Origin of the sequence: Psychrobacter sp. Rd 27.2, from assembly GCF_001921755.1 — a bacterium.
GTDB lineage: Bacteria > Pseudomonadota > Gammaproteobacteria > Pseudomonadales > Moraxellaceae > Psychrobacter > Psychrobacter celer.
Genome location: NZ_MRYB01000001.1, coordinates 300,511 through 323,868 on the forward strand (window position 1 = coordinate 300,511; position 23,358 = coordinate 323,868).

The following is a 23,358-nucleotide window of genomic DNA, read 5'->3' on the forward strand; positions in this document are numbered from 1 at the left end:
CGCTTTTCTACTCCCACGAGCCTCTGTATACCGCAGTGTATAGGGGCGATTGTAGTCTTACATCAATGTCCATAATCCCCTTCGTTTGTTGCCATACGACGCGACATCGATGTAAATAAACACGTCCACCATTTTTACCCTAAGGAACCTATATGAGTATCAGTCAGGCCATCGAAAAAGTCGAAGCGCGTTACGCCCATCAACCTGAATTTGTCCAAGCCGTAAAAGAAGTGGCACTGACTATCGCGCCTTTATACGATGCCCATCCTGAATTTCAAAAAATGAAGATATTCGAGCGTTTGGTTGAGCCGGATCGTATTATTTGCTTTCGCGTCAACTGGGAAAATGATAAAGGTGAAGTACAAGTCAACCGCGGCTGGCGTGTCCAGTTCAGCAACGCTCTTGGCCCTTACAAAGGCGGTGTACGGTTTCATCCAACCGTCAACCAGTCAGTGCTTAAGTTTTTGGGCTTTGAGCAAATTTTCAAAAACGCTTTGACAGGTCTGCCGATGGGCGGCGGTAAAGGGGGCGCTGATTTTGACCCTAAAGGTAAAACAGACAGCGAAATTCGCCGCTTTTGCTATGCGTTTATGCGTGAGCTGCACCACTATGTCAATAAAGACATCGATGTGCCAGCTGGTGATATCGGTGTCGGCGGCCGCGAGGTCAGCTATATGTTTGCCATGTACAAAAACTTAACGCGTGAATACGGTGGCGTGTTGACAGGTAAGGGGGTGGGATTCGGTGGTAGCTTGATGCGTACAGAAGCGACAGGCTACGGTGCGGTGTATTTCTTAGAAAACATGCTCGCTGCTCAAAACGAGAGTATCGAAGGCAAAAAAGTACTGGTGTCAGGGGCAGGCAACGTCTCGCTCCATGCCGCCGAAAAAGCCTGCATGCTAGGCGCGACAGTTCTGACGGTCTCCGACTCACAAGGGACGCTCTATGACGCAAATGGCCTAAATCAAGAAAAAATCGATTGGCTAAAAGCGCAAAAAGCCCAGAGCAAGCCACTGTGCGATTATGTCGAGGTCTATGGTGGTGAGTGGTTCGCGCAGCAAAAACCTTGGCATATCAAAGGTGATATCGCCATTCCATCAGCCACACAAAATGAAGTCAACGAAGACGATGCCAAACATATGGTCGAAAACGGCATCAGATATATCGTCGAAGGCGCGAATATGCCACTGACGGCAGAGGCAGTCGATCATATCCGCTTGCACCGTGTGCATTATGCGCCAGGTAAGGCAGCAAATGCAGGCGGCGTGGCGGTCTCAGGTCTTGAGATGTCACAAAACTCGGTACGTCAATACAAAACCTTTGAGCAAATAGATGAGCGCCTAAAGTGCATCATGAAAAACATCCATGACTGCTCGGCTGAAGCGTCAGCAAACTATGGTCAAACGGACAACGGCTATATCGACTATATGGCAGGGGCTAATATCGTTGGCTTTAAACGGGTGGCGGACGCACTGTGCGCTTATGGTATCTTAAACTAACGCTTTCTGGCTGCTGAGACATTGTCAAATACCGCATTTATCATATATAAGTGCGGTATTTTTTTGTCTGTATAAAATATTTATGAGCGCAAAGACTGGTTGCACACTCGAGGTAATAGACGCCAGCTAAAGTTTTTTGGATTATAAAGTATTAATTTATAAAAGCTTTTACATGTTTTACTTGAAGTTACATTAATCTATTTTTTTAGACAGTTTATAAATAATTATCACCGATCTTTTTGACTATCATCAATTATCTCAGTGTTTATCGCACGGGTTTATATCATCAATCATTAATGTCGCGGGCAAACGATGCCGCTGACAATGTCGATATATTTATCAAAGGATGAATCATGACAGTCAATAAGGAGGTCTATTCTGATGGCCGCTCAGGTATGTCGGGCTTATATCCAATGATACAGGATACGCCAAATGCTGAGCGGTTTGCTTGCAGCGTTGGTCAGAATCATAACGATAATGGCAGTGAAGCTATAAGCAATCGAGCGGCGCATGCCTTTGGCGCTTATCCACCAGCCTCCAAACGCGCGCAGACCAGCTGGTATAAAGACCCTGTATTAAACAACCATATAAACAATCATATAAATGAGCATATAAACGAGCAAGTAACCAACCATCTACGTAGCAATGATTACCTAAAGCCCTACCACCAAAACACCCAAAGGGGTATAAAAAGTGACACAAACAATGGCATGCAACCTGTCGGTAAATTTGAGCGGATGGAGCGTCTAGCAGATGATGCAGGCAGTACTATCGATCAGGCGATGACTCATGCAGAGGTCGCGCAGCCGATACGCTTGAGCTTCCAATTGATGACCCGTGCTGAGCCTACCACAATGGTGATTGCGACCATACAATCGCTACTAGCCATTAAAGCGGCCGATGATGAGATTTTAATCATAGATAACAACCATACTAAGCGTGAGCTTTATGAGCCTTTGGCAGATTTTTGTCATAGCTTGAAGCCGCATCTCAATGTGCATTTTTATCATATCGATGCGGTGGCAGGGTTTAAGTCTGGTGCGCTCAATTTGGCGCTGGGACTGATGGACCCTAGCGCCAGTCATGTGGTGGTGGTTGATAGTGATTATCAGGCGTTGCCACATGCCCGTGATGCTATTATCAGCGCTATCCACGAGTATCCTGAGCATGCTTTATTGCAATTTCCGCAGTTTTATCGTGATGCAGATAAAGCAGATGTCCACAGCGAATTAAACCATTATTTTAATCACCATTTGCATCGCTTTTTTAACCGTCAGCGGGCGTTATCTACCGGTACTTATGCGGTGATACGCCGAGATGCTTTAGTGGGTTTAGGCGGCTGGTCAGGAGCGTCCATTACTGAAGATGCGCAGATGGGCGTGCTGCTCCATCGTATGGGTCTGCACAGTCGTTTTATACCCAAGGTGATTGCTACTGGTATATTGCCCACCACGCTGTGTGATCTGATCGCTCAGCGGCAGCGCTGGGTATATGGCAATGCACAAGTGCTCAATAGTTACTTTGTTAGGCCGGCGTCTTTGACCGCCGATAGCAGCGCAAATACAAATGTAAGCCAGACGATGGGCGAGCGTTTGCAGTATATGCGTGCGCATTTTTCGCAGCTGAGTGCCTGGATTAATTTTACGGGAATTTTTATCGTGCTGCAGATCTGTACGCTGCTTATCGTGCTGGCGGCTCTGATAATAGGCGCACAGGTGGATATGGCGATGTTGCTTACGCCCTTATATGTGGTTTATGCCGCTTACGGCGTGTTTTTGTTGCGACGGCTGTGGGCCTATGCACAAGACCGCTCACCACTTAATCAGCAGGTAGCTCAGCACGTTACGCCAACCTTTATCAATAAGCTACGAGCGTGGGCACTGCATCTGAACTTTTGGGAAATCGGTGCGTTGTCATGGTGGCCTGTGCTGTGGGGCCGCGACAAGCCATTTGTCTGTACGCCCAAACAGGTGGTGATCAGTAGCCGCCGCAGCGTATGGCAGGCCAATGTTTGTGCCTTACCAAAACTGCTACTCATACTTAATATCATCACTTTGGCTGTGACCTCACCGCTATCAGCGCTGTATTCGCCTTTGTTATTTGTCAGTGCGCTTGTGGTCACTGTCCTCAAGCTATGGTCTGCAAAGATAGCTTTTGATAACTATGGGTATCATCCTGAGGTGAATGACCGCTATGCTGATGAGCATGACACGTATGACGAGATCAATAACACTGTAAACCAAAGCTGTGTGATTAAAAATAATGTCGCTAAAAATAACAATACGGCTAGAGATAATATTACTAAAAATAAGCGCCCAAATAACACCGACCCAACAAAAAAATATATGGTTGAATAAAATAATAAATGGATGACGTATGCTGACTTCTCTCAAAACCAACCCTAATAGTCATATAAAAGCTAAAAACCCTAACATCATTATGCACAAGACATATGAATTGTCTGAGTCATCAGCGGCGTGTGAGACAATCGATGGGGCAAACGTTAAAGTAAGAAAACCACGACGTATTGCGGTTATCGCTCACTCGTTATATCCCATTGCCCAGCCTTATGCAGGCGGTCTTGAGATGATCACTCAGCTGATTTGTGATGAGCTGGTGGCTCAAGGCCATCAGGTGTTGCTCTACGCTCATGCGGATAGTCAAACCCATGCCACACTAGTGCCCTTTATGACCCGTGATGAATTTGAAAAGACAGTTTATCCCAATGAGCATGAGTCAGTAGAGATGAGCCGTGAGGAGCTGTATCAGTATTTGGTCTACCAGCAGGCGCTGCGCGATATTATTAGCCGTGATGAGATGGGAATGATCGATGTGGTGCACAATCATAGCTTGCACCATGTGCCGATGATGATGGGTCAGACGTTTGGCGCACGGTTTTTTACCACGTTTCATACGCCGATTTTTCCGCAGCTGCGTCTGGCGCTACTGACGCTACGTCTGGGGACGCAGACTCAGTTTACGGCAATCAGTGGTCATCAGCAGCAGTTGTTTGCTGAGTTTGTGCCCTCGCATGTGGTCTATAACGGCATCGATGTCCACTCATTTACTGCCAATACAAACCCAATTGCTGATGAAGTGTATTTTTGGTACGGGCGTATCTGTCCTGAAAAGGGCACGCATTTAGCGATGGACTACTGCAAAGCGGCAGGCAAGCGCCTGATTATTGCAGGACCCAAAAGTAATGAGGAGTACTTCGATGACTATGTGGCACCGTTATTAGAAGCCGATAGAGCGAGCACTGCGCCGTTATTTGATTATGTTGGACATTTAAGTAAGGATCAAATCAACGAGCAGTTAAGCCAATCGACCGCCATGCTATTTACCAGTATTTGGGATGAGCCTTATGGTCTGACGCTCGCTGAGAGCCTCGCTTGCGGTACACCCGTGATTGGCTTTGATGTCGGTGCCAGTGCTGAGATTATCACGCATCAGACGGGTATTATCGTGCCCAAAAAGGATGAAAAAGCATTCATACAAGCGTTTGCTGACATTCAGCATATTTCACGAGCAGCGTGCCGCCTTCGTGCTGAGCAGTTCTGTTCAGTCGCTACGATGGTTGATGGTTATCTGCGTTTATATGAGCAAGCAGTAGCGGTTGATGACAGCAATGGCACTTGAAAGATGTTTGTCTAGCGTTCTTTCCTTTTTTCTTTATGTAGTGAATATCAATGACTGCCTTAATTCGTTAGGAGCTATTTACTATGCGTATCGGCTACTATGCTCATCATCACGGCTCGGGGCACTGCCGCCAAGCAGACAAACTGGCCGCCTTACTATCAATAGAGCTGCGTTCGCAAATGACGGTGTTTACCAGCTTACCTGCCGATGGTTATCGCTTTAGCAGTATAAATGATGAGCACATCGTACGTTTAGACGCTGAGGATGAGCGACCAGATGATGTGCTAGCGGGGCGAGCAGGTGAGTATTGGCAGCCAAGCTGTTTGCACTACTCGCCAGTAGGTAACAAAGACATCCAGAGACGCAGTTGGCAGCTGCTTGATGCCATTTATCAGCGCCAGATTAACCTGATGATTATTGATGTGAGCGCCGAAGTCGCTATGCTATGCCGTACCGCTAGTGTGCCTTATCTCTATGTACGGCTGGCAGGCGAGCGCGATGATGCGCCGCACTTAAACGCCTTTGCGGGCGCGCTTGGATTGTTAGCTCCTTATCCTAAAGCATTGGAGGCGGCAGCAACGCCGGACTGGGTACGACGAAAAACGTTATATTTGGATTTTTTGCCAAGTAAAGCCCAAGGTTTGCCTAGCTTTTGTGAGTTTATGGACGAGCTTATGACATTGACCCATGATGATGCTATTCATAAACAACTGGTCGCCAGTGTCGATAAGTCTTTTATCGTTACTGTGATTAAAGGCTATGGCGGGCACGAAGCGATTGATGCCAAGTTGCCAAAGCTACGCCAAATGCTACCAGACGCTATAATTGTCTCTCTTGGCCCTATCAATGATGAAGTACGGCATTGTGTCGATATTGCCGCCCATGTCGATGATGTGACGCCATTTATCGCCTATAGTCATCTGCTATTGATGGCGTGTGGCTTGAATGGAATTGCGCAGGCCTATGATTATGCCACGCCGTTTATTGTATTGCCTGATGTGCGCCCGCACCGTGAGCAAGAAGTGATGGCAGAGGCGCTTATTGAGCAAGGCCGTGCGCTTAGTTGGCCACAGTTTATCGCTAAAGCCTCTAGTCTGGACACTCAGAACCTATTGTCTTCTCTCTCCACGAATAATAAGTCAATTGACCATGAGCAGACTGCTTTGACGGGTAAGCAAGCCAATCTGGCTGCGCAACGCTTTATGAATAGCATTGTTGACTATATTTCTGTAAAAGCTTGGTTTGCGGAATGGCTATTGCCGCAGTTGGACTTAAAACCTAAAAAATAAGAAATAACAAAGAAACTTATAATAATAAACGCAAAGAAGATATTTATGACTACCATACCCCAAGTAGCAAACGCTGCACATACTACTATTCCCACTAGCGTGCCTTTAACGGTTATTACTACCTGCTATGGGCGCAATCGTCATCTTTATAATCTACTTGGTAGTCTGGCGCAGGGTAGCATCAGGCCGAGCGAGGTGGTTATCGTTAATGATGACGCCGAGGTTGAACGTCTGGCAGACTACGATTTAAATATTATTAAGATAGCAACGACTACAGCGACTGAGCATGGAGTAACAGATAGCATGTCATTTGATATCGGTCGTAACCGTAATCTTGGCGCTGCACGTGCTAGCTATGAGACTATGATTTTTTTGGATGTGGATTGTATCGTCGCCTATGACTTTATCGGCGGGCTATATGATAAATTGCAAACGCATCCTGATGCGCTACTAATGGGACAGCCACGTTATTTAACACGGCCTTTGACGGATGATGAGGGTAGTCAGCTACAGCAAGGTCAAATGGCGTCTGACGCTTTAGACCAGCTGTCGGTATTTAACCCTTATCGTGATAACTTTACCCAACAGCGCAATGACAATATCGACGCTAATATTAAGAAAACGCAAGATTATGGCGCATTTTGGAGTCTTTGCTTTGCGATAATGCGCCATCAGTTCGAGCGGATCGGCGGCTTTGATACCGACTATGTCGGCTACGGCGCTGAAGACACCGACTTTGCTGTTATGGCACGTGCTTTAGACATTGATTTTTATCTGACCAATGACGTGGTTTACCATCAGCAGCACAGCGTCTACCGGCCGCCGCTCAATCATCTCGATAGCATAGTCATCAATGCCAATCGCTTTTATGACAAATGGCAGCATTGGCCGATGGCAGGCTGGCTGGCAGCGTTTGCGCAGCTAGGTTTGATTGACTGGCAAGAGGCACAGACAGTGCCCATTGAGATTCTTCGTCAGCCAAGTAGCGCTGAGATTGACGCCGCACATTGTCCAGATGTGCCGTATGTGTAGACGGCTCTTAGTTCTGCTAATACCGATGCGTCACTAGTATTGATGAGTAGTTAGTATCAATGAGTAGTGAGTTTTGATGAGCAACTAATACTGACGGATAATCTCCACACCTGTCGGCGGCGTTGCAAGCGCTTGCCGCTCAAACGCCCAATTATGACCTTCCCAGAAATGCGCGGTTTTGTCATCATTATTAAAACCCAACATCACTATTGATAGCGGCGCCTCAGCTTTCTGTTTTTGCTGAATATGCAGGCGCGCAGATAACAGTAGCCGATATAATAAAAACCCTGATGTCGGCGCCGATGAATGGATATCAGCAAAAATAGGATAATCTGCCACTACTTTATGCTGCTCTGATAGCACAGCGCAATACTCATCGCTACGTAATAGTTTCTCAAGCTGTTCTGGAATCTCTAGCACTCGGTTGGCCGTTATAGGGTCGTCAGTGGGGTTTGGGTCATCGCATGGCACGGGAAACTGATAGGCAGCATTCCCAAACAAGATGCCAAGCGGTGCTTGCTTGGTCATATCGAGTATCGCTGTCACATTATTACTGCGAGGTGGTAGGCCAAAATGTAGTTTACTGTCACCGATTTGTCTAAAAAATAGCAGCTTTGGTAAATCTTTGGCGAGTGGATGATAGGCAAAGAAGTCTGCATGAATAAAATCATTAAATAACACCAACATATCAGTAGGCTGCAATAACGTCTCTAAGCTCGCTGTGTCTATCGACGGGTTGTTGGCGATCAATATCACACGCTGGCTTCGTATTAGCCGCGCCTGCATGATAGGCGGTAGCACAGCAAATGCTTCTGCAGCAAGATGGCTGCTACTGATGTTTGGTAGTGATTGATCAAGCATATCTGGCATATCAATGTAATTAAGGTATAAAGGTATAGACGGTGAGTGAGATTTTTCTCATATGCTTATTACAGTATAAAGAAGAAGGTGCTCAGGCTTGTTTGAGTTTTGAAAATAGAAAAAATCTGGCAATAAGGTATTGCCAGATTTTTTGTTATGAATAGGTTTTTATAGGGGTTTGTTATACCGCTTCACGCCATCTGCCTTGTGCCATGATACCTGCGATAGGGTTTAGCCCCATCTGATAAGCAAGGTCTGCAGGGCGGGCGATGTCCCATAATACCAAGTCAGCATCACAGCCGACTTCTATCTTGCCTTTTTTGGTTAAGCCTAATGCTTGCGCCGCATGTACGGTCGCCCCTGCCAATACTTCTTCCGTAGTGAGATAAAATAAGGTACAGCCCATATTCATTGCCAATAACAGCGAGGTGAGCGGTGAGGTACCGGGGTTGCAATCGGTTGAGATAGCCATCGGCACCTGATGCTTGCGCAACGCTTCAATCGGCGGCAACTTGGTATCACGCAGCGTATAAAAAGCACCCGGTAATAGCACGGCTACCGTGTTGCTTGCGGCCATTTTCTTGATATCGTCTTCTGCTAAGTGCTCGAGATGGTCGCTTGATAGCCCTTGATAATCAGCGACCAAAGCGCTCGCACCTATATTTGATAGCTGCTCGGAATGCAACTTCACTGGCAAGTCTAATGAGCGAGCAACGTCAAAGACCCGCTTAATCTGCTCACTACTAAAGGCGATGTTTTCACAAAAACCATCGACCGCATCGACCAAGCCTTCGCTATGTAAGATGGGCAACCACTGGCAAACTTGCTCGATATACGCATCGGCACGGTCTTTATACTCTAGCGGTAGCGCATGGGCGGCCAAATACGTGGTACTGACATGAATGTGGTGTTTGTCACCAAGTGCGCGGGCGACTTTTAGCATTTTGCGTTCAGTATCTAAGTCTAGCCCATAGCCAGATTTAATCTCGATACTGGTCACGCCCTCGCGCATGAGGGCGAGCAGGCGTTTTCCACTTTGCGCAAACAATTCTTCCTCATTCGCTGCACGAGTGGCGCTCACTGTCGAGACAATGCCGCCACCTTGTGCCGCGATATCTTGATAACTGGCACCTTGCAAGCGTGCTTCAAACTCGTTGCTGCGATTGCCGCCATACACGATATGGGTATGACAATCGATAAGTCCAGGCGTGATCCAGTTGCCATGTACGTCTTTGATTTGATCGCTTTTATAATGAGTCAGATGCGGTTTGATTTGCTCATGCGTACCAACCCATGCGACTTTGCCGTCTTTGATACCGATAGCGGCGTTTTCTAATTGACCATAAGGGGTGCTTTTGTTTTGATCATTGCTTTGATTGGCGCTTTGTTTGTCACTGTAAATATCAAAGCCGTATTGCGCTGAAAAGGTGGCAAGATTGGCATTGATAATAACGTGATCAAATGAAGTCAAGGTATTAGTAGTATTGTTGTCAAGTATTTGGGCGCTAGTGTGGTTCATAATAAGCTCCTGCTTGTGGTTAACCAACTATTTTTTTTGTCTATGTTAAAAGTAAATGCTGCTCGATAATAGTGGCTAAGAGGCGAGCGGCGACTTTACAGCTGCGTGCATCAATATCAAAGGTCGGATTAATCTCGGCGATATCAACCATTTTTACTTGGCCTGATGCCATGATCAGTTTGACCGCGCGCTCAACGAATGCCAAGTTAATGCCATAAGCAGCGGGCGCACTGACGCCCGGTACCACGCTTGCTGGCAAGCAATCCATGTCAATGGTTAAATAGATGACATCAACGTCATTGATAAAGGTCTCTATTTGCGCCGCAAGTGTTTTCCATTTTTTATTGGTGCAGTCTTCGTCACTGATGATATGAACGCCTAACTGCTCAGCACGGTCAAAGAGCGCGGCAGTATTTGAAAACCGACTAACGCCGATACAGCAATAGTGAAATGGCTGGTCTTGCGCTGCAAGGTGCTCGGCTATTTGGCGAAAGGGCGTACCAGAGGTGGCAACATCAGATTGGCGAATATCTAGATGCGCATCAAAGTTAATCACCCCGATGGTAGGCATTGTGCTTACATGGCTTTTGACATCATTTTCAAAATAGTTTTCGACATTGCTAACGTCATGAGTAGGCTGATCGGCTTTTGATGACAGCGCTTGCCACAATCCTAAAAAGCTGCCATAAGCGATGGCATGACCGCCACCAACTCCAATGGGTAGCCCGCCTTGCTGGATAATGTGACTGACTTTATCAGCGTAGGTTAATTGAGCTTGCTCAAGGGTACGCTCAGCAAAATCATCATTATCATGACAATGAATATCGCCAGCATCACCCAGTAGCGTTGATAGTTGACCATCAAAGCGTTGTTGTAGCTCAGCGATGACGGGCAGCGCCGCAAATGCTTGACGAATCAAAGGCGGCGCCGCTCTGGCTCCCACACGCCCTTGATTGCGTCTGACACCTTGGTCACAAGCGAAGCCGACCAGCCCAATGCGCTGGCCGTTTTTCTGGTTGTTTTGTTGACTGCTGCTATCAAAGGTATAAGGCTGCGCTATTTGATACCAATAGCGGGCGCGCGCAGTTTCAAACGGCTCAGCACGTCCAGTCCAGCGGCTCATATCAGCGGCGCTGTGGCTCACGGCTGTGTCAGGCATTGATAGGCTCATCGCTGATTTCCTTTAATCCGTATTGCTTGTGTATATTTGATCCGCTATAAAATAAGTACAGTGCTACTGGTATAAATTTTCTTTGCTTGCTGTGTGACTTCGTCACTCCAGAGGCGGCATAAAATTCATCCCAGTAGCACGCCATAAAATCTGCACTCTTTTTATTTAGCACTTACTATAGAAGGATGCTATTTATTTAGACTCGTACCAATCGCTGCGCAGTGCCTGCCAATGCTTTGTCAGCGCACCATCTAATACCAGCTGTTTTGCCGCTTCGATATCAGGGGCTAGGTAGCGATCTTTGTCATAAAAAGTCACTTGCTCACGCAATTTTTGATGCGCGGTTTGTAATGCTTCGGAAGTAGCAAGATTACGATGGAAGTCGATACCTTGACTAGCAGCCAATAGCTCAATGCCAACGATGGTAGCGGTATTGTGCGCCATCTCATATAGGCGGCGAGCGCTATAGGTGGCCATCGACACATGGTCTTCTTGGTTGGCAGAGGTTGGGATGCTATCGACACTGCCTGGGTGAGCCATAGACTTATTTTCTGAAGCCAGCGCTGCTGCCGTCACGTGAGCGATCATAAAGCCGGAGTTTACCCCTGCATTTTCTACCAAAAATGGCGGCAGGCCACCTGATAAGGTTGCATCAATCAATAACGCCACACGGCGCTCAGACATAGAGCCAATCTCAGCGATTGCCAAAGCGAGCATATCTGCGGCAAAGGCCACTGGCTCGGCATGGAAATTACCCCCTGAGATAGCTACTGGGCCATCTTCATTGTTAAAAATAAGGGGATTATCCGTCACCGCATTGGATTCTATTAATAACGTCTTGCCTGCTTGGTTGATGATATCAAGGCAAGCACCCATCACTTGTGGCTGACAGCGTAAGCAATACGGATCCTGCACGCGATCGTCTTGCTCGTCATTGTGCGAAGCACGAATAGCACTGCCTTTAATCAGCTGACGATGCGCTTTGGCGATCTCTATCTGACCGTGATGGCCACGCACCTCATGAATACGGGCATCAAATGGCGCATCCGAGCCTTTGGCGGCATCGATAGACATAGAGCCGACGATGGTGGCGGTCTCAAGTAAATCCCTTGCTAAGAAATAGCCACGTAATGCCAGTGCCGTTGAGACCTGCGTACCATTGATAAGGGCAAGGCCTTCTTTGGCTGCTAGGGTGATAGGCTCAAGACCATGCTGCGATAATGCCTCAGCAGCAGGGACTTTTTTGCCAGCGACATAAACGTCGCCTTCGCCCATCATCGCCAGCGTCATATGCGATAAAGGCGCAAGGTCGCCAGAAGCGCCAACGGAGCCTTTGGCGGGAATGTTTGGCGTAATTTGATGATTAATTAAGCCAAGTAAACTATCGACGACCTCGCGGCGGACGCCAGAGACGCCTTGAGCGAGGCTGGCCACTTTCATCACCATAATTAGCCTGACCACGTTGTCTGGCAGTGCCTCACCCGTACCCACTGAGTGTGAGATGATCAGGTTGCGTTGAAGCAGTTCGAGCTGGTCATCGTTGATACGGGTCTTTGCTAACAGGCCAAAACCAGTATTGATACCATAAGCGCTCTCATCACGTGCGATGATGGTACGTACATCGTCATGTGAGGCATCGATTGCCTCATAAGCGCTGGCGGGTAAGGTGAGGTGGACTGGGTGATTATAGATATCACGTAGCATCTCAAAGCTTAGCTTACGTGGATGGAGAGTCAGAGTTTTGATAGCAGTCATAGGAGAGTCCCAAAGTTAAAAACAATATGAATAATATGCTTTAGTGTTCTGATTTACTTAATGGTATCGGCGCTGATGCTGGCAGATGACGCGATTTAAGCCATCCAGCCTACATACATAGCAAAATGTCCGAACGCGGCTGCGAGTAGGACGCTAAGGGCCACACGCTCAAACCATATGACGATCATTTTGCCAACCGATAATGGAATTTCTGTTGCGAGCACACACGGAATCATGGCAGAAAAAAACAGCACGCTGCTAATCGATATCACCCCAGCGACGTAGCGTGTTAGGATATCTGCCTCACTGAGTAGTAGGGCTGGCAAGAACATTTCAGCGAGCCCAGCAGACATACCTTTAGCAGCCACTAAAGGCTCTGGCAAGCCGCCGAGCCACGTAAATGGATACAAAAGCAGACCCAATACATCAAACACTGGGGTGTATTTGGCTAACAAAAGACCGGTCAGCCCGACAGCAATAATCGAGGGCACAATGGCAGCAGCCATCATAAGACCATCGCGAAAATTGGACCATAAAATCTGTTTTAGGTCAGTTGCCTGACGCGACGTCGCTAAGCCTAAATCAAAAGCGGCGGCCAGCCGTTTGCCACGGGTATGATCGAGTGGCGGGCGTTCAACGTCATTGTCAAAAAGGCTGATGGGCGGAATACGAGCGGTAATAGCGGTGACGATAAAGGTAATCACCAGTGTTGACCAAAAAAATACATTCCAAAACTCCATCAAGTTTAAGGTTTTGGCAACAATCACCATAAACGCTGCCGATACCGTAGAAAACCCAGTCGCAATAATGACGGCTTCACGCGCTGAGTATTGTTTTTGTAGGTACACACGATTGGTAATCAATAAACCAATAGAGTAACTACCCACAAAAGACGCAACGGCATCAATAGCTGATGAGCCAGGCGTTCTCCAAATCGGTTTCATAATCGGCTGCATCAGCACACCGACCATCTCAAGCAAACCAAAACCCACCAAAAATGCCAAGATTAATGCCCCAATAGGTACAATCATACCCACGGGTAATGCCAGCTTTTCAAACAAAAATGGCAGCATATCAGCTTCCATCATATAGGCAGGGGCGGTGCCAGTCATATACATCACCGCCAAAACCAAACCGATTATCTTAAACACGGTCAGGGTCTTGTGGGTGAGGTTCTTGCGCCATGAACCGTCTATGAATGGCTTGCCAACACCAAATATCATCAGCAAAAACAATAAGGTCACAGATAAGGTGTGTTGCTGAGTGACCAGATAAGTGGCCCCATGATCAAACAAAATCGTGCTTTTGTCACCGATGGTAAAGGGCACAAAAAACATCACTAAGCCAATAGCACTAAAGACGATAAGTTGTAATAGTGCGATGGGTTTCGACAGCAGTTTGTTAGACGATGGCGGCGTCGTCATAGCATCAGTATCGGCGTGATTTATGGTGTTTTGCTCAATCATATTATCCTCCTTGATAAAATGTATTGGGTAAGCTATTTAATCATCGGCAGATGTAAGCCATAGTCCTTGGCGGTTTTGATCGCCAGCTCGTAGCCGGCATCGGCATGACGCATCACCCCTGAGCCGCAATCATTGACCAGTACGCGCGCCAAGCGCTTGGCTGCGTCATCTGTACCATCGGCGACGATGACCATGCCAGAGTGCTGCGAGTAGCCCATGCCCACGCCGCCGCCATGATGGAGGGACACCCAAGTGGCGCCGCCTGCGACATTGAGCATACCATTTAATAGCGCCCAATCCGACACCGCGTCTGAGCCGTCTTTCATGCTCTCAGTTTCACGGTTTGGGCTGGCAACAGAGCCGGTATCCAAATGGTCACGGCCGATGACGATGGGGCCTTTGAGCTCACCGTTTTTGACCATCTCGTTAAAGGCAAGTCCTGCTTTATCACGTTCGCCCAGACCTAACCAGCAAATGCGGGCTGGCAGGCCTTGAAATTGAATACGCTCTTTTGCCATATCCAGCCAGCGATGCACATGGGTGTTTTCAGGGAACAGCTCTTTGATTTTTTGATCAGTTTTATAGATATCTTCTGGATCGCCTGATAGCGCCACCCAGCGAAACGGCCCTTTACCTTGGCAAAACAGCGGACGCACATAAGCGGGGACAAAACCTGGGAAATTAAAGGCGTCTGTTACCCCTTCATCAAAGGCCACTTGGCGGATGTTATTGCCATAATCTGTGGCAGGGATACCCATGTCTTGTAGATCCAGCATGGCTTGTACGTGTACGGCACAAGAGGCGGCGGCAGCTTTGCTCAGTGCGGCGTGTTGCTCTGGGTTTTCTTGCGCCGCCCTCCACTCATCAACGCTCCAGCCACTTGGCAAGTAGCCATTGATTAAATCATGAGCGGAGGTTTGGTCAGTGACTAAGTCAGGTTTGATTTCGCCTGCGTTCGCACGCTTGACCATTTCAGGCAGGATATCGGCGGCGTTACCAAGTAGGGCGATAGAGACGGCTTCACCAGCGGCGGTATGTTGCTTAATCAGCTCATAAGCATGGTCAAGATCGTCCGCTTGCTTGTCGACGTAACCAGTACGCAAGCGAAAATCAATGCTGGACTGCTGACATTCGATGTTTAAAGAGGTCGCACCAGCAAAGCTTGCGGCCAATGGCTGCGCGCCGCCCATACCGCCAAGACCAGCGGTCAAAATCCAGCGTCCGCTCCAATCGCCATCATAATGCTGGCGACCTGCCTCGACAAAGGTCTCATAAGTGCCTTGGACGATGCCTTGGGTGCCGATATAAATCCAGCTGCCAGCGGTCATCTGCCCATACATAAACAAGTCTTTACGATCCAGCTCGTTAAAATGCTCCCACGTTGCCCAGCGCGGGACAAGGTTGGAGTTGGCAATGAGCACGCGCGGCGCATTTTCATGCGTTTGAAAGACGCCAACGGGTTTGCCAGATTGTACGAGTAAGGTCTCATCGTCTTCTAGCTCTTTAAGAGAGGCGAGGATTTGATCATAGCTTTCCCAATTACGGGCAGCGCGTCCGATACCGCCATAGACGACTAGGCTCTTTGGGTTTTCGGCCACATCAGGGTGCAGGTTGTTTTGAATCATACGATACGGCGCTTCGGTCAGCCAGCTCTTGCAATGCAGCGTATTGCCAGTGGGTGCAGCGATATCACGGCTGTCATCACGGCGGGTAAAGGTGTTTGCCTTAAGGGTGTTGTCTGTGGTGGTTTCCTTGGCAGTAGTCATGAACAGATCCTTTTGAGTGTGCGTCGCTTATTTACGCCGCGTGTTTACGTGGTCTATTTGCGAGGCATTTAGCGATAATATTGGAATTGCTTAATAAGTTGTATATACAAATTATCAAAGATTTATTTTTCATGCAAGCATTTTTTGTATGGGGTAAGATCTTTGACGCACGCCTGTCTTAGTGCCGGCTTTTCTTTGTCTTCTGTGGTCGGTGATCCAACGCAGGTAGTGATGAATGGATGAGGGCTGCCGCGGCGACGGATGGTCATGGTATTATGAGGCTATTATTTTGCTAAAACTGACGGTAAAACACGGACATGACAAAACAAGTTCCCGCTTATCAGCGGATCAAAAATGCAATCTTGGACAATATTCACTCAGGGAAGTGGCAAGCAGGTGAGGCCATCTCTACAGAGATGGCGCTGGCTGAGGAGTTTGGTGTATCGCGCATGACGGTCAACCGTGCGCTAAAAGAGCTGAGCGAGGAACGGGTGCTGGAGCGCCGGCAAGGCTCAGGGACCTTTGTCGCCCAGCAGCAGTTTAATCATACCTTTGTAGAGGTGCGCAATATCGCCCAAGACTTGCGCTCGGCCAACCGCGATTATCAAGCGCAGGTGGTGAGCAAACGTGTGATCACCACAAGTATGCTAGATGATGAGCTGCGCCGTAAGTTTGCTATCGACAGTGCGGCAATCTCAGGCGCGAGGAGCGCGGCGGATAGTAGTGCGGCGGTCTTATACGAAGTGAAAATCATTCATTTCGCCGACGGCCTGCCCATACAGTTTGAGGAGCGCTGGGTCGATGCACAAAAGCTACCTGAGTTTATCGAGCAAGACTTTAGCATTATTAACACCAGTGAGTACTTGATTGCCAAAAGTCCACTGGAGCGCGGTAGCTATACCATTCGGGCGCTAGCAGCACCAGATGAGATCGCCGCGCTGCTACAGATTGCCCCGCAGTCTCCCACATTGGTGCTGCGCCGTCAGACCTATTCAGCAGGGAAGGTGTTGACCTTTGTGAAAATGTGGCACGCAGGGGAGCGCTATCAGTTCGCAGGCGAGCTATGACCACAAACGAGCAAAATTGGCTGCTGCTCACTGTTTTTGTACGTTTATTCTTACCTAAGTGCGTTAGTATAGAAACAATTGAGTTTTTTTGTTTGAAAACTATTTGTTTGAAAACCTTTTGTTTTAAACCCTTTGTTTGAAAGATAGGGACAGGCTGTGATAAGAAAATGCAGAAAGTAGCCAACACAGTATTGAAAAATTTATCTGCAGTCCTCAAATCGGGCAGCTAAAGCCGATGCGCGCTGTGCGGACACTGTCCAAGTACGATTTGTTTGTAAAGGTGTTTGCCTGCATGGTTTTATCATACTGTTTTCTTATACAGCTTTTGCCTACAGCATGGGCACCCTATACTTTTGCTAGACACTTTTAGACTTATTCATTCATCTTATAAGGACGCCTTATGAAACGTCGTACTCTTTTAGCCCTCGCCGCCAGTACAGTCCTGCTCGCTGCTTGTGGTCAGTCTACTACCAATGACGCCGACAGCAATGCGACTGATAATGCCGCGAGCGGTGGCTCTGATATGCTGCAACGCATCAACGATGGCGGCACGATCAATGTGGGTACTGAGGGTACCTATCCGCCGTTTACCTATCACGATGAAAGCGGCAAGCTGACCGGCTACGATGTCGAAGTCACCCGTGCAGTGGCGGATAAGTTAGGCGTTGAGGTCGAGTTTAAAGAAACCCAGTGGGATGCGATGCTCGCAGGCTTAGACTCGAAGCGTTTTGATATGGTGGCCAACCAAGTCAGCCTAACGACGCCTGAGCGCCAAGCAAAGTACGATCTCGCGCAGCCTTATAGCTGGTCTGGTGCCGTGGTACTAGCGCCTACCGACGACAATCGTTATGGCTCGTGGGATAACCTAAAAGGTCTACGTAGCGCCCAGTCGCTAAGCAGTAACTATGGTGAGCTGGCCGAACGCTATCAAGCCGAAATTGTCCCTGTCGATGGTATGGCGCAAGCGATTCAGTTGGTCAAGCAAGACCGCGCTGACTTTACCATGAATGACAATTTGGCCGTACTCGATTATCTAAAAAAATTCCCAGATAGTGGCCTTGAGATCAAACTGGTTGCTCCGGCCGACGAGCAGCGCGGTTCAGGTTTGGTGCTATTAAAAGGCAATGACGCTGTCGTGACGAAGTTAAATGAAGCCATGAGCGAGCTGCATGCCGACGGCACGCTGACCAAGCTTAGCGAAGAATTCTTTGGTGCTGATATAAGTCAACAAAAATAATGCTAGCGTCTCTTACCTCAGCGTTAACCGATCTATTGGCACTGCTGCCCTTTATGAGTCCTGATCGAGCGCAAATCGTCATCGACTCGTTTTGGCCGATGCTCAAGGGTGGTATCTACTATTCGATACCGCTGGCTTTGATTTCGTTTGCCATCGGTATGATGATTGCGCTTATCGTGGCGCTGATTCGTATCGTGCCACGTACCGGCTGGCTGCATGAGATTGTCTACCGTCTGGCCCGTATCTATGTCTCGGCAATTCGCGGGACACCGATGCTGGTGCAGTTGTTTATTATCTTTTATGGCCTGCCAAGCGTCGGCGTCAAGCTCGACCCGTTTCCTTCAGCGATTATTGCGTTCTCCTTAAATATCGGTGCTTATGCCTCAGAGACGGTACGTGCCTCGATTTTGTCGATTCCAAAAGGTCAGTGGGAAGCAGGCTCGACGGTTGGTCTGACGTATCTGCAGACTTTTCGCCACGTGATTTTGCCGCAAGCGTTACGGGTATCGGTACCGCCGTTGTCCAATACCTTTATCAGTCTGGTCAAGGACACGTCATTGGCGTCGCTGGTATTGGTCACAGAGCTGTTTAAGCAAGCGCAGATCATTACCGCCCGCAACTATGAGTTTATGCTGGTTTATACCGAAGCGGCTTTTATTTATTGGGCCATTTGTTTGTTTTTGACCTTTATCCAAGGCAAGCTTGAGACCAGACTCGATCGTTATGTGGCAAAATAACCGACAATTATTGGCCACTGCCGCCATTTCACTCAAGCGACGAGCCAAGTATAGTAGTAGCTATTTGTTTACTCGTGTTTTGTTATTATTCTTTATTTGTCAGCGGAAACCTCTATGATTCAAGTCAGTAATATTCACAAAGCCTTTGGTGACAATCAAGTGCTAAAGGGCATCGACTTGACCATCGAAAAAGGCAAGGTGGTGGTGATACTTGGGCCGTCAGGGTCGGGCAAAACCACGTTTTTGCGCTGCCTAAATGCGCTGGAGATACCCGATCAGGGCGTTATTGCTTTTGAAGACGGTAGCTTGACAGTAGACTTTGCCACCAAGCCTAAGAAAAAAGCCCTGCTGGCACTGCAGCGTAAGTCTGGCATGGTGTTTCAGTCTTATAATTTGTTTCCGCATAAAACAGCGATAGAGAACCTAATGCTTGGGCCGACGGTGGTACAAGGGCAAAGCAAAGCCCAAGCGCGTAAGCAGGCGCTGGCCTTGCTCGATAAGGTGGGCTTGGCAGACAAAGCAGATCTGTATCCATTTCAGCTATCAGGTGGTCAGCAGCAGCGCATCGGCATCGCACGTGCGCTGGCCATTGAACCGTCGCTGTTATTGTTTGATGAGCCAACCTCAGCGCTTGATCCAGAGCTGGTACAAGACGTACTTGGCACCATGAAGCAGTTGGCCTCAGAGGGCTGGACGATGGTTGTGGTGACTCATGAGATAAACTTTGCTCGTGATGTGGCCGATCATGTGGTGTTGATTGAGGGCGGCCATGTGGTCGAAGAGGGCAGCGCCAAGCAGCTGTTTGAAGACTCTACCCACCCTCGTACGCAAGCGTTTTTGCAGCGTATCGAGCAGTAATCGGGCGCAATAGATATTGTCTGGCGCAACCTTGTGACTCTTATATAAAGCCTTTATGCAAAAAACAGCCCCAACCATGATGTCATGGTTGGGGCTGTTTGTGTGTAAGCTATTTTTTCACTGAGGCTTTTGTTTTGTTAAAAAGATTTTGGTCGCCGTCTGAGCCACCTTGGTACGCGCGTAGTCGTGCCATTTAGCATGGCATTCAATAAAGCCGCCAGCAAAATCAGTACCACGCCCACATATTGTATCCATGAAAGCGCCTGATGCAGGAGCAGTAGCGCCAAAGCAATGGCGGTCAATGGCTCAAAGATAGTAAAGACCGATGCGCGCGTGGCAGGCAGTTTCTCTAATGCTTTCATATACAGCGCAAATGGCACCACCGTACCAATCAAGGAAAGCCCCAGTGCGTAGCCCCAGGTGGCCAGCGGTAAGGCAAATAGCTGCCCGTAAGTACGATACGTCTCAGGCAACAACAGCAGTACGCCAGCACTGATGATAATCGAGGTAAAAAACACCAACGGCGCAGGGTGGGCATAATGCATCGCGCGTTTGCCAAGGACACCGTAGAGCGAATAACACACGCCAGATAGCAGCCCAAGCGCGATACCCCAGTTGACTTTTGCCTCATCACCCAGCATCGTCAAACCCACACCAAACACCGCCATGAGTGCCAGTAGCGCTGACTGACGAGTGATAGGCTCCTGCAATAACACCGCAGAAAACAGCAGGCTAAACACTGGTGCGGTATATAGCAAAGCAACCGCAGGGCCAGCGCCGACATAGATGACGGCAAAAAAATAACAGAGCGACATACCAAGCACGCCTATCAAGGACTGCAGCGCCAGCCCCAGCCACTGTTTTGGACGTAGCTTAATTAAATGGGGCCAGAGCGTTGGTAGCATGACCAGCACCAAAAAAGCGGCGCTCACGATGCGCAAAATAGTAATCTGCCAGCCACTAAAGCCGCTCTGGTTTAGATAGGTGGAAAATATCCCAAGCGTGCCCCAGCAGACTGCAGCGCTAATGATTTGAAGGGTGCCTATCCATGACTGCCGCGCTGTCATCGCGCTCTCGGTGTGTGCCATATCGCTCTCTATTTTATTTTCTAGAAAATTCAAACAATAAGCGAGCAGCTGGCAGCCTAGTAGGTGCTGTTTGCTCACTACGCGCCTAAAATAACAAAAGACAACCTGATAAAAGGCTGCCTTTTGTTTGTTATTTTCAGTCTAACATTAAAGCGTTAATGAAGGACTAACACAAGTCCATTAAACTTAAAAGTCGATTTACTTGGGCTGCATGATTTAAACTTGCAGTAAAAAATTGCTTAGCAAGCGTTTGGCACCTTCTGTGGCAAATGACTCTGGATGAAATTGCACGCCCTGAATTGGATAGTCTTTATGCTGCAATCCCATTATCTCATTGCCTGCGAGCGCCGCCTCTGTCAGGCTCAAGTGATGATGGGCGTCATTGGCAACGACAGCAGTGACGGTTAAGCAGTCAGGTAGCGTATCCGCCTTTACCATAAGCGAGTGATAGCGCATGATTTCTACCTCTTGCGGCAAGCCTTGATAAACACCTGCATCGTCATGGCGAATGGCGGAGACTTTGCCATGCATCGGTACGTGAGCTCGTATCACATCGCCGCCGAATACGTGGGCGATACCCTGCATGCCTAGGCAGACGCCCAATATCGGCGTGGTTTTTCCCATGATTTTGATGACTTCTGCACAGATGCCAAAATAGGCAGGATCATCAGGTGCCCCTGGGCCAGGTGAGATGATAATGCGGTCAAGATTCATCGCTTGTACGTCAGCCAAGGTGATCTCGTTGTTGCGTTTGACGATGACGTTTGCAGCGCTAGCGCTGTCTTTATCATCCTCCATGGTTTGCAAAATCTCGCCGATATATTGATATAAGTTAAAGGTAAACGAGTCGTAGTTATCGATAATCAAAACATTCATAAGTCATCACTCTTTGCTGAAGTAGAGAGGGGTTTAGGCGGTCATAAAGCTGTCTAACACCACTTTCATGGCAGAGAGCTTACGCTGGATTTCTAAGTATTCATCAGCAGGGTTGGAGTCGTAGACATTGCCGCCGCAGGTTTGCGCGTAGGCGGACTCACCATTGATAAATAGACTACGAATAGGAATGGCAAAAATACAATCGCCATTAAAATTAAACGAGCCAAGCGCGCCGCCATACGCACCGCGGCCATCAGGCTCTAGCTCGTTGATGACTTTGATTGCCTCGACTTTTGGCGCCCCTGATAAAGTACCGGCAGGGAAGTTGCTGGCAAGCGCGCTAAACATATCTTCATCAGGGTGCAAAATCCCAACGATTTCAGAGGAAATGTGCTGCACATGTGAGAAGCGTTTGATGTCCATTAGGCTGCGCACCTTCACCGTACCAAAGCGCGCGACACGGCCGATATCGTTACGGTGCAAGTCGACCAGCATATTATGCTCGGCGATCTCTTTGGCATCGTTTAGCAACGCGCGGGCAAGCTGACGGTCTTCTGAGACATCGACGCCGCGTTTGGCGGTGCCAGCCAGTGGATAGGTTTCCATCTCACCTTGTCGCAAGCGAAACAGCAGCTCGGGGGAGGCACCAATGATGCACTGCTCAGCAAATTTCATAAAGTACATGTGCGGTGATGGATTGACCGCGCGCAGCTTTTCATAAATCGGCATCTTGTCGCCGCTAATACGATATTTGGATTTAAAGCCCACCTCGCACTGAAAGATACGCCCAGAGATGATGTCTTCTTTGACTTGCATGACGGCGCGCGCATGCTCATCTTGGCTCATGCCATCAGCCAAAAACTCAACCGAGGGCGGCTCATAGCAGGGGATGGGTGCATCAAGCAAGGCCTTGATTTGCTCGATACGATTGTCTTGCTGCTCGGTAGGATAGTAAAAATAGAAGATTTCTCCGGTCATCTTATCTAGCGTTAGGCCATCGAGATAGACGCCAAATTTAAAGGGTTCAAAATCGTCGCTTGCCTTTGCATTGAGACTTGGCTCAAAAAAATTGACACTGTCATAACCTAAGTAGCCGACCAGTCCGCCTGTTTGATCACGAGCGATGACGTGCTGCGGGGTGATGCTGCGTAGTAGCTCATAAGGGTTGTCCGTTTGATAGTGCTGGGTTTTGGCGGTTTGATTATCAGTAATTGCCAAAGTTGTGCGGTCAATAGCGGCGATGGTCATCACAGGGTCAAAACCAATAGCATGATGGCGCGCCATATGTCCATCTTCGCCTAGTGACTCAAGCAGATAGCAGGTCTCAAAAGCACGCTCAATACGTTTAAATAACGCAAAAAAATCGATATCTTGGGTGAGTTTGATGCGTTTTGGTTTGCTGGGAATCTCAATCGCCGCAGGCGGATTGTGCTGTAGGGTAGGTGTCATAGTGATGTCCAAAGTGAGTTAGATAGGTGTCAGATAGAGATAGGCAGAA

At 48.3% G+C, this 23,358-nt stretch carries 18 protein-coding genes; 9 read left to right on the plus strand and 9 right to left on the minus strand.

The genetic code is table 11. The features are described 5' to 3' along the window. Window positions 1–152: 152 nt before the first annotated feature. The 5 genes from gdhA to BTV99_RS01305 all read left to right on the plus strand — a co-directional run bounded on the left by gdhA (window position 153) and on the right by BTV99_RS01305 (window position 7,459). The gene (gene gdhA / locus BTV99_RS01285) at window positions 153–1,499 is read left to right on the plus strand and encodes an NADP-specific glutamate dehydrogenase (protein WP_075100536.1); all 1,347 of its coding nucleotides are present in this window, start codon (window positions 153–155) and stop codon (window positions 1,497–1,499) included. A gap of 353 nt (window positions 1,500–1,852) precedes the next feature. After that, window positions 1,853–3,856: a glycosyltransferase family 2 protein gene (locus tag BTV99_RS01290; RefSeq protein ID WP_075100537.1), complete on the plus strand. Its 2,004-nt coding sequence runs from the start codon at window positions 1,853–1,855 to the stop codon at window positions 3,854–3,856. 19 nt (window positions 3,857–3,875) lie between these two features. Continuing rightward, window positions 3,876–5,138: a glycosyltransferase gene (locus tag BTV99_RS01295; protein WP_075100538.1), complete on the plus strand. Its 1,263-nt coding sequence runs from the start codon at window positions 3,876–3,878 to the stop codon at window positions 5,136–5,138. 83 nt (window positions 5,139–5,221) lie between these two features. Further along, window positions 5,222–6,427 (plus strand): hypothetical protein, encoded by a 1,206-nt coding sequence (locus BTV99_RS01300; protein ID WP_075100539.1) that lies wholly within the window; start codon window positions 5,222–5,224, stop codon window positions 6,425–6,427. Between the two features lie 45 nt (window positions 6,428–6,472). Further along, window positions 6,473–7,459: a glycosyltransferase family 2 protein gene (locus BTV99_RS01305; RefSeq protein WP_083608465.1), complete on the plus strand. Its 987-nt coding sequence runs from the start codon at window positions 6,473–6,475 to the stop codon at window positions 7,457–7,459. A gap of 84 nt (window positions 7,460–7,543) precedes the next feature. Here BTV99_RS01305 and BTV99_RS01310 read toward each other — a convergent pair whose 3' ends face one another. The 6 genes from BTV99_RS01310 to hutU form a co-directional block, all read right to left on the minus strand. Then, window positions 7,544–8,320: a hypothetical protein gene (locus tag BTV99_RS01310; RefSeq protein WP_075100540.1), complete on the minus strand. Its 777-nt coding sequence runs from the start codon at window positions 8,318–8,320 to the stop codon at window positions 7,544–7,546. Window positions 8,321–8,501: 181 nt separating this feature from the next. Then, window positions 8,502–9,839: an imidazolonepropionase gene (hutI, locus tag BTV99_RS01315; protein ID WP_075100541.1), complete on the minus strand. Its 1,338-nt coding sequence runs from the start codon at window positions 9,837–9,839 to the stop codon at window positions 8,502–8,504. 40 nt (window positions 9,840–9,879) lie between these two features. Then, window positions 9,880–11,010, minus strand: a complete 1,131-nt coding sequence (locus tag BTV99_RS01320) for a formimidoylglutamase (protein ID WP_256713701.1) — start codon at window positions 11,008–11,010, stop codon at window positions 9,880–9,882. A gap of 192 nt (window positions 11,011–11,202) precedes the next feature. Then, complete coding sequence (gene hutH, locus BTV99_RS01325; protein WP_083608466.1) at window positions 11,203–12,765, minus strand: histidine ammonia-lyase; 1,563 nt, start codon at window positions 12,763–12,765, stop codon at window positions 11,203–11,205. A 95-nt stretch (window positions 12,766–12,860) separates the two neighbouring features. After that, window positions 12,861–14,231, minus strand: coding sequence for a YjiH family protein (locus BTV99_RS01330; RefSeq protein ID WP_083608467.1), 1,371 nt, complete (start codon window positions 14,229–14,231; stop codon window positions 12,861–12,863). A 32-nt stretch (window positions 14,232–14,263) separates the two neighbouring features. After that, a complete protein-coding gene (gene hutU, locus BTV99_RS01335) occupies window positions 14,264–15,997 on the minus strand; it encodes a urocanate hydratase (RefSeq protein WP_075100542.1) in 1,734 nt (577 codons plus the stop codon). Between the two features lie 317 nt (window positions 15,998–16,314). Between hutU and BTV99_RS01340 the strand changes: the two genes are divergently transcribed. The 4 genes from BTV99_RS01340 (at window position 16,315) to BTV99_RS01355 (ending at window position 19,896) form a co-directional block, all read left to right on the plus strand. Beyond that, window positions 16,315–17,064 (plus strand): UTRA domain-containing protein, encoded by a 750-nt coding sequence (locus BTV99_RS01340; protein ID WP_075100543.1) that lies wholly within the window; start codon window positions 16,315–16,317, stop codon window positions 17,062–17,064. Between the two features lie 400 nt (window positions 17,065–17,464). After that, the gene (locus tag BTV99_RS01345) at window positions 17,465–18,301 is read left to right on the plus strand and encodes an amino acid ABC transporter substrate-binding protein (protein WP_075100544.1); all 837 of its coding nucleotides are present in this window, start codon (window positions 17,465–17,467) and stop codon (window positions 18,299–18,301) included. Further along, the gene (locus BTV99_RS01350; RefSeq protein ID WP_075100545.1) at window positions 18,301–19,038 is read left to right on the plus strand and encodes an amino acid ABC transporter permease; all 738 of its coding nucleotides are present in this window, start codon (window positions 18,301–18,303) and stop codon (window positions 19,036–19,038) included. The genes BTV99_RS01345 and BTV99_RS01350 overlap by 1 nt, the downstream gene beginning before the upstream one ends. Before the next feature lie 114 nt (window positions 19,039–19,152). After that, window positions 19,153–19,896 carry an amino acid ABC transporter ATP-binding protein gene (locus BTV99_RS01355; RefSeq protein ID WP_075100546.1) on the plus strand — a complete coding sequence of 248 codons (744 nt, stop codon included), beginning with the start codon at window positions 19,153–19,155 and terminating at the stop codon, window positions 19,894–19,896. 137 nt (window positions 19,897–20,033) lie between these two features. Here BTV99_RS01355 and BTV99_RS01360 read toward each other — a convergent pair whose 3' ends face one another. The 3 genes from BTV99_RS01360 to BTV99_RS01370 form a co-directional block, all read right to left on the minus strand. Then, a complete protein-coding gene (locus BTV99_RS01360; RefSeq protein WP_075100758.1) occupies window positions 20,034–20,984 on the minus strand; it encodes a DMT family transporter in 951 nt (316 codons plus the stop codon). A gap of 216 nt (window positions 20,985–21,200) precedes the next feature. Continuing rightward, window positions 21,201–21,860, minus strand: coding sequence for an aminodeoxychorismate/anthranilate synthase component II (locus BTV99_RS01365; protein ID WP_075100547.1), 660 nt, complete (start codon window positions 21,858–21,860; stop codon window positions 21,201–21,203). A gap of 33 nt (window positions 21,861–21,893) precedes the next feature. Further along, entirely contained in the window at window positions 21,894–23,309 is a 1,416-nt protein-coding gene (locus tag BTV99_RS01370; RefSeq protein ID WP_075100548.1) for an anthranilate synthase component I family protein, read from the minus strand. Window positions 23,310–23,358 lie beyond the last annotated feature (49 nt).